The organism is Microbacterium gorillae, assembly GCF_050990725.1.
Classification (GTDB): Bacteria; Actinomycetota; Actinomycetes; order Actinomycetales; family Microbacteriaceae; genus Microbacterium; species Microbacterium gorillae_A.
Map to the genome: position 1 here is coordinate 4,239,683 of NZ_CP158844.1, position 16,716 is coordinate 4,256,398.

Annotated in this window: 16 protein-coding genes; 14 read left to right on the plus strand and 2 right to left on the minus strand. The window is 68.9% G+C overall.

What is annotated here, in order from left to right; translation table 11 throughout:
* Positions 1 to 3 precede the first annotated feature (3 nt).
* On the minus strand, positions 4 to 1,968 hold the full coding sequence (locus ABTV68_RS19540) for a M13 family metallopeptidase (RefSeq protein WP_433675335.1): 1,965 nt from the start codon (positions 1,966 to 1,968) through the stop codon (positions 4 to 6).
* Between the two features lie 175 nt (positions 1,969 to 2,143).
* On the opposite strand from ABTV68_RS19540, the gene ABTV68_RS19545 reads away from it, so the two are divergent.
* The 9 genes from ABTV68_RS19545 to ABTV68_RS19585 all read left to right on the plus strand — a co-directional run bounded on the left by ABTV68_RS19545 (position 2,144) and on the right by ABTV68_RS19585 (position 10,693).
* A complete protein-coding gene (locus ABTV68_RS19545) occupies positions 2,144 to 3,193 on the plus strand; it encodes a response regulator (RefSeq protein WP_433675336.1) in 1,050 nt (349 codons plus the stop codon).
* Complete coding sequence (locus tag ABTV68_RS19550; RefSeq protein WP_433677650.1) at positions 3,193 to 4,179, plus strand: ATP-grasp domain-containing protein; 987 nt, start codon at positions 3,193 to 3,195, stop codon at positions 4,177 to 4,179. The genes ABTV68_RS19545 and ABTV68_RS19550 overlap by 1 nt, the downstream gene beginning before the upstream one ends.
* Positions 4,179 to 4,883 carry a PHP domain-containing protein gene (locus tag ABTV68_RS19555; RefSeq protein WP_433675337.1) on the plus strand — a complete coding sequence of 235 codons (705 nt, stop codon included), beginning with the start codon at positions 4,179 to 4,181 and terminating at the stop codon, positions 4,881 to 4,883. Before ABTV68_RS19550 ends, ABTV68_RS19555 begins: the two co-directional genes overlap by 1 nt.
* Positions 4,880 to 6,361, plus strand: a complete 1,482-nt coding sequence (locus ABTV68_RS19560; protein WP_433675338.1) for a glycosyltransferase family 2 protein — start codon at positions 4,880 to 4,882, stop codon at positions 6,359 to 6,361. Before ABTV68_RS19555 ends, ABTV68_RS19560 begins: the two co-directional genes overlap by 4 nt.
* Complete coding sequence (locus ABTV68_RS19565; RefSeq protein ID WP_433675339.1) at positions 6,358 to 6,507, plus strand: hypothetical protein; 150 nt, start codon at positions 6,358 to 6,360, stop codon at positions 6,505 to 6,507. The genes ABTV68_RS19560 and ABTV68_RS19565 overlap by 4 nt, the downstream gene beginning before the upstream one ends.
* Positions 6,504 to 6,851, plus strand: a complete 348-nt coding sequence (locus ABTV68_RS19570) for a response regulator (RefSeq protein WP_433675340.1) — start codon at positions 6,504 to 6,506, stop codon at positions 6,849 to 6,851. The genes ABTV68_RS19565 and ABTV68_RS19570 overlap by 4 nt, the downstream gene beginning before the upstream one ends.
* Positions 6,848 to 8,569, plus strand: coding sequence for a sensor histidine kinase (locus ABTV68_RS19575; protein ID WP_433675341.1), 1,722 nt, complete (start codon positions 6,848 to 6,850; stop codon positions 8,567 to 8,569). Before ABTV68_RS19570 ends, ABTV68_RS19575 begins: the two co-directional genes overlap by 4 nt.
* Positions 8,570 to 8,691: 122 nt before the next feature.
* Positions 8,692 to 10,008, plus strand: coding sequence for an MATE family efflux transporter (locus ABTV68_RS19580; RefSeq protein WP_433675342.1), 1,317 nt, complete (start codon positions 8,692 to 8,694; stop codon positions 10,006 to 10,008).
* Positions 10,009 to 10,192: 184 nt separating this feature from the next.
* Positions 10,193 to 10,693 (plus strand): hypothetical protein, encoded by a 501-nt coding sequence (locus ABTV68_RS19585; protein WP_433675343.1) that lies wholly within the window; start codon positions 10,193 to 10,195, stop codon positions 10,691 to 10,693.
* An 87-nt stretch (positions 10,694 to 10,780) separates the two neighbouring features.
* On the opposite strand, the gene ABTV68_RS19590 is transcribed toward ABTV68_RS19585, so the two are convergent.
* Positions 10,781 to 11,401 carry a TrmH family RNA methyltransferase gene (locus ABTV68_RS19590; RefSeq protein ID WP_433675344.1) on the minus strand — a complete coding sequence of 207 codons (621 nt, stop codon included), beginning with the start codon at positions 11,399 to 11,401 and terminating at the stop codon, positions 10,781 to 10,783.
* 106 nt (positions 11,402 to 11,507) lie between these two features.
* Here ABTV68_RS19590 and ABTV68_RS19595 point away from each other — a divergent pair, with 106 nt between their 5' ends.
* The 5 genes from ABTV68_RS19595 (at position 11,508) to ABTV68_RS19615 (ending at position 16,651) form a co-directional block, all read left to right on the plus strand.
* Positions 11,508 to 12,752 (plus strand): Nramp family divalent metal transporter, encoded by a 1,245-nt coding sequence (locus ABTV68_RS19595; RefSeq protein ID WP_433675345.1) that lies wholly within the window; start codon positions 11,508 to 11,510, stop codon positions 12,750 to 12,752.
* 41 nt (positions 12,753 to 12,793) lie between these two features.
* Positions 12,794 to 13,399, plus strand: a complete 606-nt coding sequence (locus tag ABTV68_RS19600) for a hypothetical protein (RefSeq protein WP_433675346.1) — start codon at positions 12,794 to 12,796, stop codon at positions 13,397 to 13,399.
* A gap of 713 nt (positions 13,400 to 14,112) precedes the next feature.
* Entirely contained in the window at positions 14,113 to 14,829 is a 717-nt protein-coding gene (locus ABTV68_RS19605) for a copper resistance CopC family protein (protein ID WP_433675347.1), read from the plus strand.
* Positions 14,826 to 15,419, plus strand: a complete 594-nt coding sequence (locus ABTV68_RS19610; protein WP_433675348.1) for a copper chaperone PCu(A)C — start codon at positions 14,826 to 14,828, stop codon at positions 15,417 to 15,419. Before ABTV68_RS19605 ends, ABTV68_RS19610 begins: the two co-directional genes overlap by 4 nt.
* Positions 15,416 to 16,651, plus strand: coding sequence for a Dyp-type peroxidase (locus ABTV68_RS19615; protein ID WP_433675349.1), 1,236 nt, complete (start codon positions 15,416 to 15,418; stop codon positions 16,649 to 16,651). The genes ABTV68_RS19610 and ABTV68_RS19615 overlap by 4 nt, the downstream gene beginning before the upstream one ends.
* Positions 16,652 to 16,716 lie beyond the last annotated feature (65 nt).

The window sequence follows — 16,716 nt, forward strand, 5'->3', positions numbered from 1 at the left end:
CGGTCACCAGATGGTGACACGCTCGTCGGCCGGCAGGAAGAGCGCGTCCTTCTCGGTGACCTCGAACGCGTCGTAGAACGCGTCGACGTTGCGAAGGATCTGGTTGCAGCGGAACTCGTTCGGCGAGTGCGGGTCGACCGTCAGCAGACGGACGGCCTCGGCCTCGCGGATCTTGAGCTGCCACACCTGACCCCACGACAGCAGCAGACGCTGCACGCCCGTGTAGCCGTCGATGACCGGCGCCTCTGAGCCCTCCAGCGAGAGCTCGTACGCGCGGAGCGCGATGCCGAGGCCGCCGAGGTCACCGATGTTCTCACCGATGGTGAGCGCTCCGTTGACGTGGTGCTCCTCGCCGAGGCCCTGCGGGGTGAGCTGGTCGTATTGCGCGATGAGGGACGCCGTGCGCTCCTCGAATGCCGCGCGATCCGCGTCGGTCCACCAGTCCTCGAGCTTGCCATCGCCGTCGAAGCGGCTGCCCTGGTCGTCGAAGCCGTGGCCGATCTCGTGACCGATCACCGCGCCGATGCCGCCGTAGTTGGCCGCTGCATCGCGATCCAGTTCGAAGAACGGGAACTGCAGGATGGCCGCCGGGAACACGATCTCGTTCATCAGCGGGTTGTAGTAGGCGTTGACCGTCTGCGGCGTCATGAGCCACTCGTCGCGATCGATGGGCTGACCCACCCGGCGGACCTGCCGGTCGTGCTCGAACTGGTTGGAGCGCAGCACGTTGCCCAGCAGGTCGTCCGCGGCGATCTCCAGTCCGTCGAACTCACGCCAGACGTCGGGGTAGCCGATCTTCGGGGTGAACTTCGAGAGCTTGTCGAGCGCCTTCGCGCGGGTCTCGGGACCCATCCAGTCCAGCGTCTCGATGCTCTGGCGGTAGGCCTCGATGAGGTTGGCGACCAGCGTGTCCATCTGAGCTTTCGCCGCCGGGGGGAAGTGACGCTCGACGTAGACCTTGCCGATCGCATCGCCGAGCGCGCCCTCCGCGAGCGAAACGCCGCGCTTCCAGCGGGCGCGGATCTCGGGCACGCCGGTGAGCGCGGTGCCGTAGAAGGCGAAGTTCTCCTCGACGAAGGCGCTGCCGAGGTACGGCGCTGCGGCGTGCACGAGACGCCAGCGCAGCCACGCGCGCCAGTCGTCCAGGCGCTCGGCCACGAGCAGCGATCCGAGCGACTCGGCGAAGCTCGGCTGGTACAGCACCACTTCGGCGAATGCCTCGGGCTGAGCGACGGCCACCGCGTCACGCCAGGGCGTGAGATCGACACCCGCGGCCTGCTGCAGCTCGTCCCAGGTGCGCAGGTTGTAGGTGGCCACGGCATCCCGGCTGCGGACGTTGTCCCAGTGGTGGGAGGCGATCTCGGTCTCCAGCGCGAACACGCGCTCGGCCTGCTCGTCGGCGTCCGTCACACCCGCGAGGCGCAGCATCGCGGCGACATGAGCGCGGTACTGATCGCGCACCTCGGCGAAGTTCTCCAGGCGGTAGTAGCTCTCATCCGGCAGGGAGATGCCGGACTGCACCAGGAACGGGACGTAGCGCTCCGGGTTTCCCGGGTCGGGCTCGACGAACAGTCCGAGCAGCGACGCGACGCCCTCGCGGTCCAGCGTGCCGAGCAGGCTCAGCAGCGACGGGACATCGGTGACCGCGTCGACGCGGGCGAACTGCGCCTGCACCGGAGCGTTACCGGCGGCTTCGATCGCCTCCTCGTCCATGAAGGAGGCGTAGATGTCACCGATCTTGCGTGCGGTGGTGCCGGGCGCCGCCTGCTGCGACTCCTCCACGATCTCGCGCACGTGCGTCTCGGCCGCCTCGGCCAGCAGCATGAAGGATCCCCAGCGGGCCTTGTCTGCGGGGATTTCGGTGCGATCGAGCCAGGTTCCGTTGACGAATCGGTATAGGTCGTCCTGCGGCCGGATGGTGGGGGAGAAGTCTTCCGAGAGCAATCCAGAGCGCAGGTTTTCCGTCATGTCGATAAGGATATGTGCCCCGTCGGACATCGAGACTGTGAAGCACCATTGCATCTGATCTGCGCCCGCGACAAAGGCCGGTACTGCCAGAGCGGTCTCGCGACGCGCCGGGGCTGGTATGCCCCGTGCACACGCGTGCCAGAATCGACATACCTCCCACCCCTCAAGGAGTGTCATGTCCCCCGAAGCTCCTCCGACCGCGCCCCGGGTTCTGGTCGTCGACGACGATGCCGACGTCGCCCTCCTGGTCAAAGTCCTGCTCGAGCGTCGTGCCGGTGCCGAGGTGGAGATCGCCGCCAGCGGTGAAGCCGCTCTGTCCCGTGTCAGCGCGTTCCGGCCCGATCTCGTCGTCACCGATATCGAGATGCCGGGTCTCAGCGGACTGGAGCTGCTGGCGGAGCTGCGCCGGCGCATGCCAGGTGTTCCCGTCGTCGTCATGACGGCACACGTGTCGGTGGAGTATGCGGTCTCGGCGCTGCGAGCCCAGGCCGATGAGTTCCTCACAAAACCGCTCGACAACGCGCGCCTGGTAGAGGTCGTGCAGCGCCTGGCCGAGGAGGGCCGTGCGCGTCGCGGTCATCGCCGCGAGGTCGTGCTGGCGGTGGGCGCGCACCCGGATGACGTGGAGATCGGCGTCGGCGGGATCCTTGCGGCTCACGCCGCCGCCGGGGACGAGGTCACCATCCTCACCCTGTCTCGCGGCTCTCGCGGCGGCAACGCCGACAGCCGCCAGGGCGAATCGCTGGCCGCCGCCGAGTTGCTCGGCGCGCGGCTGTTCCTCAAGGACCTGGTGGATACCGAGATCTCCGGCGGCGGTGCGACCGTACGCCTCATCGAGGAGGTCGTCGCCGAAGTGCAGCCCACGGTGGTCTACACCCACAGCGTTCACGACCGGCATCAGGATCATCGCGCGGTGAGCGAGGCGACCACCGTCGCCACACGACGCGTGGGCACGGTCGCCTGCTATCAGAGCCCCTCGGCCACGATCGAGTTCCACCCGACCCGCTTCGTGCGCATCGAGGACTACCTGACACGCAAGCTCGAACTGCTGGCGTGCTTCGGCTCGCAGACCGTGTCCCGCGACTATCTGGCATCCGATTTCGTGACCGCCACCGCACGGTACTGGTCGCGGTTCGGCGGCGGGTCCGCGGTGGAGCCCCTGGAGATTCTGCACGAGACCGCCGAATTCAGCCGCGTGCACGCGTACGCCGAACAGGAGGCATGATGCCGATCCGCGTCCTCGTCACCGGTGCGGGCGGTCCTGCCGGTGTCGCCGTCATCCGTTCCCTGCTCAAGCGCAGCGACGTCACAGTCTTCGCTGCCGACATGGACGGCTGGGCGAGCGGCATCTATCTGGTGCCCGCGGAGCAGCGACGTCTGGTCCCGCCGGGTGCCGATCCGGACTTCGTTCCCGCGCTGGCCCGACTGGTGGCGCAGGATCGCCTGGACGTGGTGATCTCGACCGTGGATGTCGAACTCATCGAGCTCGCGGATCGTCGCCGTGAACTCGCGCCGGCCGTGCTGGCGGCGCCGACGGCCGATACGCTCGCGTGTGCCCTGGACAAGCTGGCCCTGGCGCGGCGCTGCCAGCACACCGGGCTCGTGCCGCGCACCGAGCCGGCCGGCCCCGACGCCCTCGCGGTCGACTGGACCTTCCCGGTGTTCGCCAAGCCGCGCCGCGGCGCGGGCAGCCGCGGCATCCGTCTCGTTCCCGATCGCGCGGCGCTGGAATCGCTGCCGACCGACGCCGACCTCATCGTGCAGGACTTCCTGCCCGGCGAGGAGTACTCGGTGGACGTCATCGCCGATCACGACTCGCGGGTGGTCGCCGCGGTACCGCGCACCCGCACCCGCGTCGACTCCGGGGTGGCCATCGCCGGCCGCACAGTGCATGATCCGGAGCTCGAAGATGCAGCTGCGCGTATCGCGGAGGCGATCGGACTGGTCGGCGTGGCCAACGTGCAGCTGCGTCGTGATCGCGACGGTCGAGCCGTGCTGCTGGAGGTCAACCCGCGCTTCCCCGGGGCGCTGCCGCTGACTGTCGCCGCCGGTGTCGACATTCCATCCCTCGTGGTGGACCTGTTCACCGGCGTGGAGCTGCCGGATCGCCTGCCGTTCCGGGAACTCGCCACCGTGCGCTTCTTGGAGGACGTCATCCTCGACCCGTCGGACCTGCTCGAGTCGGCCCACGCCGGACACCAGGACGACTGATGATCGAGCTCCTGCGCGGCGATCATCACGTGCATTCCACGTTCTCCGATGACGCTGTCTCCACGCCGGAAGAGAATGTGGCTGCGGCGCACGCCGCCGGACTGCGGGAACTTCGCCTGGTCGATCACGTCCGGCAGAGCACCACGTGGGTGCCCGACTATGTCCGTACCATGCGAGCGCTCGTCGTTCCCGAGGGGCTGGAACTGCACACCGGGGTCGAGGCGAAGATCCTGGATCGGGCCGGGACGCTCGACATCCCGTCGCTGCCGGACGGTGTGGACCGGATCCTCATCGCGGACCACCAGTTCCCGTCCATCGAGGGCCCGCTCGGACCCACGGAGGTGCGGCGCCGCATCGCGGAGGGGTGGGCGATCGCAGATGTGCTGGACGACTACGTGGCAGCGCTCCTCGCGGTGATGCAGCGGCATCCGGGCAACCAGCTCGCACACTGCTTCTCGCTGCTGCCGAAGCTCGGCATCGAGGAATCCGCGGTGGGCGTGGAACGCCTCACCGCGTGGGCCGAAGCCGCGCGCGACACAAGCACCGTCGTCGAGGTCAACGAGAAGTGGGCGTGTCCGGCACCGGCCGCGCTCGCCGCGGCTCGGACCGCCGGCGTGGAGCTCGTGGCAGCCACAGACAGTCACACCGCCGCCGATGTGGGCCAGTACGCGCGGGTCCGCGAACTCATCGAGGATCTGCCGTGAACGGCTTCGACCTCGCGCTCATCGTGGTGCTGCTGGTGTGCGTGTTCCTCGGCACCATTCCGGTGCTGTCGTCGGCCTACCAGTTCCTGCTGCTTCCGCTGCACGCCGTGCGTAACCACTACCGCAGTGCCCGACCGCACACCCCGCGGGTCGCGGTCGTCATCCCGGCGTGGAACGAGGGGCTGGTGATCGGCTCGTCCATCGACCGCCTCCTGACGCTGGACTATCCGGAGGACCTGCTGCGGATCTTCGTGGTGGATGACGCTTCCACGGATGACACCCCGGACGTCGTCCGCGAGCGCGCCGCTCGCCACCCCGGCCGCGTGGTGCATCTGCGTCGCGAGGTGGGCGGTGAGGGCAAGGCGCACACGTTGAACCACGGGATCAGCCGGATCCTCGCCGACGATTGGGCAGACGCCGTGCTCATCATGGACGCCGATGTGATCTTCGCGCACGACTCGCTGCGCAAGATGGCCCGTCACCTGGCCGACGAGCGCGTGGGAGCGGTCACGGCCTATATCGCCGAGGGCAGTGCCGATCGCAACTATCTGACGCGCTTCATCGCGATCGAGTACGTGATCTCGCAGCTGGCGGCACGACGCACGCAGAACGTGCAGGGCGCGATCGCGTGTCTGGCCGGCGGCGCGCAGCTGCACTCGCGCGCCAACCTCGAGGCGATCGGCGGGCGCATCCCGACGGGCACGCTCGCCGAGGACACGATGACCACGTTCGAGGGTCAACTCCACGGTCGCCGCATGGTGTTCGAGCCGCACGCCGTGGTCCTGGCCGAAGAGCCGCGCACGATCGATGCCCTCTGGAAGCAGCGACTGCGCTGGGCGCGCGGCAACGTGCAGCTGACGTCGATCTACAAGCGGCTGTGGTTCCGCCCGAGCCGCGAGCACCGGCTCGGCAGCCTGTCGTTCGGACTGGTGTGGTTCAGCATCCTGCTGCTGCCCGCGTTCATGCTGCTGGCGTCGGCCGCGCTGCTCGTACTCCTCATGCTGCACAGCGACATCGCGGAGGCCGCATTCCGCTACATGTGGATCTTCACCGCCTGCGTGTACATCTATCTGATCGCGTTCTCCGTGCAGCTCGACCCGAGGGTGGGGTGGCGCTCGTGGCGTGAAGCGGTGCTGTTCCCCGGGATCGGTGCCGTGCTGCTCATGCTCGCCGCCCTCTTCCCGAATCTGCCGGAGTTCATCGCACAGACCGTGTTCGGCGTGACGCTCGGGCATCAGGGACAGATCACCCTGCTGGTGATCTTCTACCTCTGGGGACCCGTGTCGATGCTCGGCGCCTGGGTCGCGAGATACGCCGAGCGGCTGCCGGGCGGCCGGTTCCTCGCGGGCCTCATGCTCTATGTCTTCGGCTACGGATCGCTGCTGTGTGCGATCACCGTGGACTCGTACATCAAGGAATGGCGGCGCGCGGATGCGTCGTGGGTCAAGACCGAGAAGGTCGGAAGGGTCGCCGCATGAGCGCTCACTCACCCCGTGATGCGGAGAGGGACGCGCGGGACATCGCGCGAGATGCCCGCCGTGAGCGGCTGCTGATCCCCCAGGCGCTCGTCGCGCTGATCGTCGTGGCGGCCGTGGTCGTCCTGCGCGAAGTGCTGCTGCGATGATCCCCCGACCACTCGCCCTCGTGGTGGAGGACAGCGAGGATCAGGTGGAGCTGCTGCGGCGCTATCTCGGTCGCGAGGGCTTCGACACCTTTGCGGCCCTCGACGCCGAGGCGGCGATCGCGGCGTTGGACGACATCTGCCCGCAGGTGGCGATCATCGATCTGCTGCTGCCGGGCATCTCCGGCGCCGAGTGCGCGCTGCGAGTGCGCGAGCGCTTCCCCGACTGCCGGCTGGTCATCAGCTCGGTGCTGGACGAAGCGGACTACCCCGCGGCCGACGCGGCGCTGCCCAAGCCCGTGCGGGGATCGGAATTTCACGACATGATGCAGCGGATGTACCCGTGAGCGGCCTGCGTTCGGAGCGGACGCGAGGGCGCTGGTACGGGCTGATCGACGACCCGAATCCGCTCGTCAAGCAGCTGCCGACGATCGGCGCGGTCCTCATCGCGCTGCTGCTGGTGCTGGCCGTTCCGGGTCTCGACTTCAGCAACCTCCTCCTCGCGCTGATCGGCATCGGAGTCGTGGCGCTGGCAACCGTGGGCGCAGCCGTGATGAGTCGGCGGGGCTTGTCGGACGGGTGGTGGGTGCTCGCGATCCCGATGGTGGACATTCTCGCCATCGGCCTGTTCCGCGCGGGGACGGGCGGGACGACATCGCTGTTCGGCTCGCTGGTGCTGTTGCCCGTGGTGTGGCTGGCAGCGACCCCCGGGCGCCGACACGTGTTCATCGTTGCGGTGCTCACCTCCGTCGCCCTGCTCATGCCGTACTTCGCGACGCCGCCCAGCAACGCTGTCGACTGGCTCCGCGGAGTGATCTCGCCGCTCGTGTTCGCGGCCGTCGCCGCCGTCGTCAACGAGCTGTCCCGCCAGCAGCGGCGGAACCTGCGAAGAGCGGAACGGCTCGTGGCCGAACGCACGCGTGCCCTGCGCGAGAACCAGGAGATCGTCCTGCGCCTGCGGGAGTCGGAGCAGCAGTATCGCGGGCTGCTGGACTCGTACGAGAGCCTGTGGGCGTCCGTCACGGCGCAGGCGATGATCGCCACCGACAACGACGGCGCAGTGGTGTCGTGGAACCCCGGGGCACGCCGTCTGTTGGGGCACACCGAGGAGGCGGCGCTCGCCGGTGTCGGCATCGAGCACCTCTTCCCTGCGGGTTCGCTCGCGGGCTTCACGGGCGGCGGATCCCCGTCCCCCGTCGCGGCCCTGTTCGCGATGGTCGACGGCGGCGCCGAGGTGGACGGCGACATCGACGCGGTCACCGCGAGTGGCTCGATCTTCCCCGCGCGCCTCACCGTCACCCTGCGTCGCGATGGCGCGGATCGGCCGATCGGGTACCTCCTCGTGCTCAGCGACGAGACCCGTACCGCCGAGATCGCTCGCATGAAGGACGAGTTCGTCGGGATGATCTCGCACGAGCTGCGCACCCCGCTGAGCTCGATCGTCGGCTTCCTGGACCTGTTGCAGACCGACCCGGCGAGCCCGCTCACCGACGAGCAGCTCGGCTTCGTCGAGGTGATCGAGCGCAATGCGCAGCGGCTGCTCAAGCTGGTGGGCGATCTGCTGTTCACGGCACAGGTGGAGTCGGGACGCTTCCCCGTCGAGCGCACGAGCATCGACCTCGCCGCCGTGGTCCGGTCGGCGGTCGCCTCCGCGGGGCCGCAGGCGGTGCGCGATCGGATCGACCTGCACGTGAAGGTGCCGGACGAGCCCGTCACGATCTCGGGCGACGCCGGCCGCCTCGGCCAGGCTGTCGACAACCTGCTATCCAACGCGCTGAAGTTCACGCCGGCGGGCGGCTCGGTGACGGTGGAGGTGGCTCCGGAAAAGGATGCCACGGTGGTGCGTGTTCGAGACACCGGCATGGGCATTCCGCTGGACGAGCAGAAGAAGCTGTTCACCCGCTTCTTCCGCGCCTCCACCGCGACCCGCAACGCCGTTCCGGGCGTGGGGCTCGGGCTGACGATCACACGCGCGATCGTGCTCGCCCACGGCGGCGAGATGAGTGTGACGAGCGAGGAGGGCGTCGGCACGGAGTTCCGCATCCGCCTCCCCCGCCCCCGCTGACACCCGTCGCGTGTCACGTCACCCCATGACCCGCGAGACTTCCCTCTGTGGGCGAGAATCCGCGCAACGCGGCGATTGCCGCCCACAGACGGAAGTCTCGCGGTGCCGAATAGGGTGGATTCGTGGCAGACACCCTCAATCGCGACATCCTGAGACTCGCGCTGCCCGCACTCGGCGCCCTGATCGCCGAGCCGATGTTCCTCATCATCGACTCCGCCCTTGTCGGTCATCTCGGTACCACACCGCTGGCGGGACTCGGGATCGCCTCTGCCGTGCTGCAGACCATCGTGGGGCTCATGGTCTTCCTGGCCTACTCCACGACCCCCGCGGTCGCCCGCCGCTTCGGCTCCGGAGATATGCGCTCGGCCGTGTCCGTCGGCATCGACGGCATGTGGCTGGCTCTGGGCCTCGGCGCGATCCTGGCGCTGATCGGCTACGGCGCCACTCCGTTCCTGGTGCAGCTGTTCGGACCGACGCAGGCGGTGGCGCATCAGGCCGAGCAATACCTCGGGATCTCGATGTGGGGACTTCCCGCGATGCTCATCGTGTTCGCAGCCACCGGTCTCCTGCGCGGCATGCAGAACACGCTCATCACCCTGTGGATCGCGGGCGGCGGTTTCGCGCTGAACGCTCTCCTCAACGCCCTGTTCATCTACGGGTTCGGCTGGGGAATCGGCGGCTCGGCGTTCGGCACCGTTGTCGCCCAGTGGAGCATGGTGGTGGCATATGTGCTCATCGCGGCACGACTGGCACAGCAGCACGGAGCCTCCCGACGCCCGCAGCGCGAAGGCGTGCGCGGGTCGGCGAAGTCCGGCGGCTGGCTGTTCCTGCGCAGCCTGAGCCTGCGCATCGCGCTCCTGGTGACGGTCGCGGTGGTCACGGGAATCGGGACCGATGAGCTCGCCGGATACCAGGTGGTCTTCACCATCTTCTCCACTGCCGCGTTCGCGCTCGACGCGCTCGCCATCGCGGCGCAGGCGCTGGTCGGCAAGCAGCTCGGGGTGGGGGATCGACGCGCGACACAGGCGGTGCTGCGCCGACTGCTCAGCTGGGGGCTCTGGTTCGGCGTCATCGTGGGGATGGTCATCGGCGCACTCTCGGGCGTGATCGGCCTGCTCTTCACGGGCGACCCGGCGCTCGCCTCGCTGATCCAGCCGGCTCTCATCGTGCTGGCCGTCTCGCAGCCGATCTGCGCGATCGTGTTCGTGCTCGACGGCATCCTCATCGGCGCGGGAGACGTCCGCTATCTCGCCATCGCCGGAGCGCTGACGCTCGTGCCGATGGTGCCGGCGCTCGTGCTCGTCAGCGTGACGAATCCTGCCGACGCCGCGGGACTCGCTTGGGTGTCGGTGTGCTTCTTCGGCGTCTACATGATCGCGCGGCTGCTCACCCTGGGCTGGCGTATCCGCGGCACCCAGTGGATGAACGCCCCGGCCTGACCCCGCGAGCGCAGGGGATCCGCCCCGTCGCGCCCTCGACCTCACCCGGCCGGCACCCGCGGAGAGCTGGAAAACGCATCGGAAACTCGCCGCGGAGAGGCGATTTCCATCTTCCGACTGCGTCGACGGTCCGCTCGGGGCGGGTCGGCGGGATTCGCGCGGTGGGTCGGGTTAGCGTGGCTGCATGCGCCGCCCCCTCGCCTCCGCAGCTCTCACCCTCGTCGCGATCGGCATCGTGGGATGTACCGCGACTGCAGCGTCCGATGACAGTGCGCCGGCCACCGGCACACGGGTGCCGACTCCGGATCCGGCGATGACCGCCACCGCGCCCCCGTCCTTGGATCAGATCGATCTGTCGTACTGGTCCGCTCAGGTGTTCGGCACCGAGGTGCCGCTCTGGCGCAAGGACGAAGTCATCGCGCCCGGACACGAGGAGGAGGCGGACGTCTCGGGCGACGCGGACGCACGCATCGATATCGCCTGCACCGGGTTCGGCGCGGCTACCGTGACCGTTGTGGTGACGACCGCGGGCAGCGCGGCCGCTCCCGAGTCGCTGACGTGCTCGCCGAATCTGGACCCCGAAGCCACGGTGTTGAGCATCGACGTCGCCGGCGGAACAGCCACCACCGTGGCGATGTCCGCGAGCGCCGAGGCCGGAGTCGCGATGCAGTCCGTCGCCCGGTAGGTCCCGTCGTCTCGCTCCGCGTGCGGTGAGCGACGAGCGTTGCTCGCGCGCGCAGCGACGTGACAACGCACACGGGACGCCGCCGTATCAGTCCGCGTAGCGGCGGCACCACTCGTACATGACCACGGCCGCGGCGGCGCTGGCGTTGATCGATCGGGTCGATCCGTACTGGGTGATCTCGATGAATCCGTCCGCTCCGGCGAGCGCCTCCGGAGACAGGCCGGGGCCCTCCTGCCCGAACAGCAGCACGCAGGCCTCCGGGAGATCCGCGCGGTTCACGGGCAGCGCGTCACCCACGTTGTCGACCGCGATCACCGGAAGACCCGCGCCTCGAGCCCACGTCAGGAATGACGCGACGTCCTCGTGGTGCACGACGTGCTGGTATCGGTCGGTGACCATCGCGCCGCGACGATTCCAGCGACGGCGACCGATGATGTGCACGGTATCGGCGAGGAACGCGTTGGCACTGCGCACGATGGAGCCGATGTTCATATCGTGCTGCCAGTTCTCGATCGCCACATGGAACGGATGGCGGCGGGTGTCGAGGTCCGCCACGATCGCCGCCATGCTCCAGTAGCGGTAGCGATCGATGACGTTCCGGGTATCGCCGTCGCGCAGCAGCTCGGGGTCGTACCAGGGGTCCGTCGGCCAGTCGCCTTCCCAGGGCCCCACACCGTACGTACTCCGCTCCGCGGTCTCCTCGCTCACCCCTCAACGCTAGTCCGTGTCTCGGTGGCCGCTCGCACCGCCCAGGACACATCGGTGCGATCAGGATTTTTCGGCAGGCCTAAAAATGTGGCGTAGGGTTTTAGGCATGCCGAAAACACTCGACGCCCCTCCCACCCGTGTCCCCCGCTCCGGCTGGCTGCTGGGCCCGGCGCTGGTGGCCGGCATCGCCTACCTCGATCCCGGAAACGTCGCCAGCAACATGTCCGCCGGTGCCGAGTTCGGGTTCCTCCTGGTGTGGGTCGTCGTGCTCGCCAACCTGATGGCATGGCTCGTACAGTACCTGTCCGCGAAGCTCGGCATCGTCACGGGCCAGAGCCTCGCCGAACTCATCGGCGCACGCATGCGACGCCGCCCCGCACGCATCGCGTACTGGCTGCAGGCTGAGCTCGTCGTGATGGCCACGGACATCGCCGAAGTGATCGGCGGGGCGATCGCGCTTCACCTACTGTTCGGGGTACCGCTGATGCTCGGCGGCCTGATAACGGGCGTCGTGTCCCTCGGACTCCTGACCCTCGCGTCGCGACGCGGGATCCGCCCCTTCCAGCGCGTGATGATCGGGATGGTCGTGATCATCGCGATCGGGTTCAGCGCGGGGATGCTGCTCGCTCCGCCCGACGCGGGCGACGTGATCGGCGGGCTGGTTCCCCGCTTCGAAGGGAGCGGATCGGTGCTCCTGGCCGCGTCAATCCTCGGTGCCACCGTCATGCCACACGCGATCTACGCTCACTCGGCGCTGGTGCGTGACAGATTCGGTGCCGACCACGGAAGCCGCCCGGCCGTGGGAAAGCTGCTGCGCGCGACCCGGTGGGACGTCTCGATCGCGATGATCGCCGCGGGCAGCGTCAACCTCTGCATGCTGCTGCTGGCCGCGACTCACCTCGCGGGCGTCGAGGGCACCGACACGATCGAAGGGGCCCACGCCGCGCTGTCGGCAGCGATGGGACCGGTGATCGCGACGCTGTTCGCGGTGGGGCTGCTGGCCTCGGGACTCGCGTCGACCTCGGTCGGCGCATACGCCGGCGCGGACGTGATGCACGGCCTGCTGAAGGTGGACGTGCCGGTACTGCTGCGCCGTACGATCACGCTCATTCCGGCGATCATCGTGCTGGGACTCGACATCGACCCCACGTTCGCCCTGGTGCTGAGTCAGGTGGTGCTCTCGTTCGGCATTCCGTTCGCGGTGATTCCGCTGGTGCGCCTGACCTCCCGACGCGACGTCATGGGCGCACAGCGCAATCATGTCGTCACCAGTGCGCTGGGCCTCCTGGTGGCGGCGGCGCTGATCGCGTTGAACGTCATGCTGCTGTGGCTCACCTTCAGCGGTGGGTGACCCGATTCCCGAACCGGCACAGAACCTGATTGACTGGACTCATGCGTCGGTCGCCGCTTCCCCGGATCGCACGCGGCTCGGCCGCGGCGTCCATCGCGACCTTCACCGCACTCGTCTCGCACGTTGCTGCCGGCGGGTCCATGCCGGCCGCGGCAGGACTGATCGTGCCGCTGCTGCTCTCTGCGGCGGTCTGCATCTTGCTCGCGGGTCGGCAGCTGTCCGCCATCCGCCTCAGCATCGCCGTGGTGATCAGTCAGGCGATCTTCCACGCGCTGTTCGTGCTGGGTGCAGGTTCCGTCATCGGCGGCCACCTGCACGGCGCTGACCTCGCCGCGGCGATGGCGGCCTCGTCACCGATGACGATCGTGCCGACGACGGCCGCCATGTGGTTCGGCCACACGGTGGCGGCAGGACTCACCATCACCGCCCTGCACCGGGGCGAGAGCACGGTGCGATCCGCACTGGGGCTGGTGCGCGAGATCGTCGCGGCCTCCGCACGGCGCGTGCGCCTGATCCTCGGCGCGATCGCCACTCGACTTCCCGTGCGCACGCCGATCCCGGCCCCGCGTCGAATCTCCCCGCGCCCGGCTCCCCTGCTGCGCGCCCTTCGTCGGCGCGGTCCGCCCCTCCCCGTCGCGGGTTTCTGAACCGTCCGCGAACATCCCTGCGTCAGCGTGCGCTGAATCTCCCGCTTCCGCGAATGAACGTCGTGCGAAGCGGGCAGGTCGTGGCGGCGCACGCGTGCCGCTCCGTCGGTCCCTGAGCGGGTGACAGTGAGTCGAAAGGCTCGCTCAGCTCGCGACACAGGCGCAGTCGGGTAACGCTCGCGGCCACGCTTCACGAAGGTGAGGCGAACGTCGTGGCTGACGCCGCCGCCATTGCGCGGAGAAAACCCGCCCCGGTGCAGCGCGTCTGGTCGATTCCGGGCCCGCGCGAGCGGACCCGGACGGGCCGGCGGAATTCGACTCGCCTCGTGATCTGACGCGCCGGGAGTTCCCGGCGGGATGTGTCGTCACGGCAGCCCTTCGCCTGACTGCAGCGCGGTTCGCGCAGCTCAGCCGGGGCGATCCTCGTCGTCCCCGTCGGTGCGATCCACGCCGTCTCGACCTCGTGGCCCGTGTCCTCCCAGAGGTGCGACCCATGTCGTCCCCGTCGGTGCGGTCCGCAACGGCAGAAGCATGCCGTGAGTCCAGACCGAAGGCCCTGCAACCCGGCAGATCCACCCTGGGCCCCGCCGGGGACCAGTCCCACTGACCCCGAAGGCCCGCACCCCGTGCTCCGCTCCATGGCCGAGCACTCACCCGTCGTGCGTTCGCGCACCATCCTCCGCCGGCACTCCCGGCATCACCGAAAGGCCCCCATGTCCACCTCATCTCACACCAGCGGGCGCGTACTGCGCACCGCGATGGCGGGCGCGATCCTCGCGATCCTCACCGTGTTCGCGCTGCCCACCGCAGCGTCTGCGCACGATCAGCTCGTCTCCTCCGATCCGGCTGCAGATGCGCAGCTCGACACCGCACCCACCGTCGTCACACTCGAGTTCTCGGCCGCCATCATGGACACCGGTCTCGCGATGACCGTGGTGGATGCCGACGGCGCCGACCACCTCGTCGACGAACCCGTCGCGGATGGCACCACCGTGACGGCCAACCTCGACACGCTCCCCGTGGGCGGCTACCAGATCCGGTGGCGCGTGGTGTCCAGCGACGGCCACCCGATCAGCGGCTACGTCCCGTTCACCGTGGGCGACGCCGAACCTCTGCCGACGCCCACCGCCGGGGACGACTCGGCCGGTGACGGTGCCGCCACGGGTGACACCGACACGGGAGAAGAAGACACCGCCGCCGGTGATCACGAGCACAGCACGACTCCCGACAACACCCAGGCGGTCACCACGTCAAGCACCGATGCCTCGGCAGCGTCGGACGACAGTGCTGTCCTGCGCACCGTTCTGATCGGTGCCGGGGGTGCCGTCGTCGCGGTCGGCGTGCTGGTGCTGATCCTCGTCCTGAACCGCCGCTCGCGCCGCAACACCGACAACACCACTGACACCACGAACGGAAAGTCCCACTCATGAACACCCTCTTCTCTCGCTCCGCGCTCGTCACGGTAAGCGCCCTCGTCCTCTCCCTCGGCCTCGCCGGGTGCGCAGGTTTAGCCGACGCTGCCCCCGCCGCCAGCACCTCCAGCTCCGCGTCGCACGCGGAGACGGCCCTCACCCTGACCGACGCGTGGACGAAGGCCGCGAAGACGGGCGACATGACCGCCGCATTCGGCACGCTCAGCAACCATGGCGACGCCGATCTCACCGTGACGTCGGCGGCCGTGGAGCTCTCGGGCACCGCAGCCGCTGCGGAGATCGAACTGCACGAAACCGTCATGGACGCGTCGGGGAACATGACCATGCGTCCGATCGACGGCGGCTTCACCGTCCCGGCGCACGGGTCGCTCACCCTGGAGCCCGGCGGCAATCACATCATGCTCATGGGCCTCGCATCCGATCTCGTTGCGGGCGACGAGGTCTCCATCACGCTCACGCTGTCCGATGGATCCACGCTGGTGGTGGAGGCGCCGGTGAAGGACTTCACGGGTGCCAACGAGAACTACAGCGGTGACGGCATGAGCGGAATGGACCACGGCGAGCACACCTCGGACCCCACACCGTGACCACGAGCGACCACTCCCTCACGCCGCGCCGACGCCTGGCGAGCCGGCGGCAGTTCCTCCTCGGAGGGGCTGTCGCCGGCGTGGGGGCCGCGGTCGCGATCGGGGCGGACCAGCTGCTGGCCCGTCCCTCCGCACCCGCGGCGCTCCCGGAAGCCGAGCAGCTGCACGGCAGCGAAACGGTGATGTTCCACGGGAAACATCAGGCTGGTATCGACACCCCGCCGCAGGCACACGCGACGTTCATCGCCCTCGACCTGCGCGAACACGTCGATCGGGATGACCTGCGACGGCTCATGCGCGTGCTCACGGATGACGCCGCCCGGCTCACTGCCGGGCGGGCGGCCTTGGCCGATACCGAACCCGAGCTGACCGTCGCGCCCGCGCGGCTGACCGTGACGTTCGGCTTCGGCCCCGCGTTCGTCGCCCGCGCCGCGGGCACGGCGCCCGGCTGGCTTGCGCCGCTTCCGGCGTTCAGCATCGACCGATTGCGGCCGGAGTTCAGTGACGGAGACCTGCTGCTCGCGATCGCGTCGGACGATGCCGTCACCCTGGCCCACGCCACCCGGATGCTGCTGAAGGACGCCCGCTCCTTCACGTCGGTGCGCTGGAGTCAGTCCGGGTTCCGGCGTTCCCGCGGGACGGAGGCCTCCGGAACGACGATGCGCAATCTGTTCGGACAGGTCGACGGAACCAGCAACCTCGTTCCAGGGACGGCCGACTTCGATCGTCTGGTGTGGATCGACGAAGGCTGGCTGGCCGGCGGCACGAGCTTCGTGCTGCGGCGGATCGAGATGAACCTCGATACGTGGGATGAGGTGGATCGGGCCGGGCGCGAGCAGTCGATGGGTCGCTTCCTGGATTCCGGCGCGCCGCTGACGGGAACGAAGGAGCACGACGAGCCGGACTTCGAGGCCACCACCTCACTCGGCTTCCCGGTGATCCCCGACTTCTCGCACGTGCGTCGGGCCCGTAGTGACAACCCGGATGAACGCATTCTCCGACGGGCATACAACTATGACGAGGCTCCGATCGGCGATGCCGTGAGCCGGTCCGGGCTGTTGTTCGGCTCGTTCCAGGCTGACGTGTCACGGCAGTTCACGCCTCTGCAGCGCCGGCTCGACGAGCTGGATCTGCTGAACACCTGGACCACGCCCATCGGATCGGCCGTCTTCGCCATCCCGCCCGGATGCGAGGCCGACGGTTACATCGGCGAGACGCTTCTGGAGGCGTAGCCCCGACTTCATCGTGCGCCGTCGGCCCCTCCGCCCCGGGAGGGTGCGCCGATTGCGCACGATGA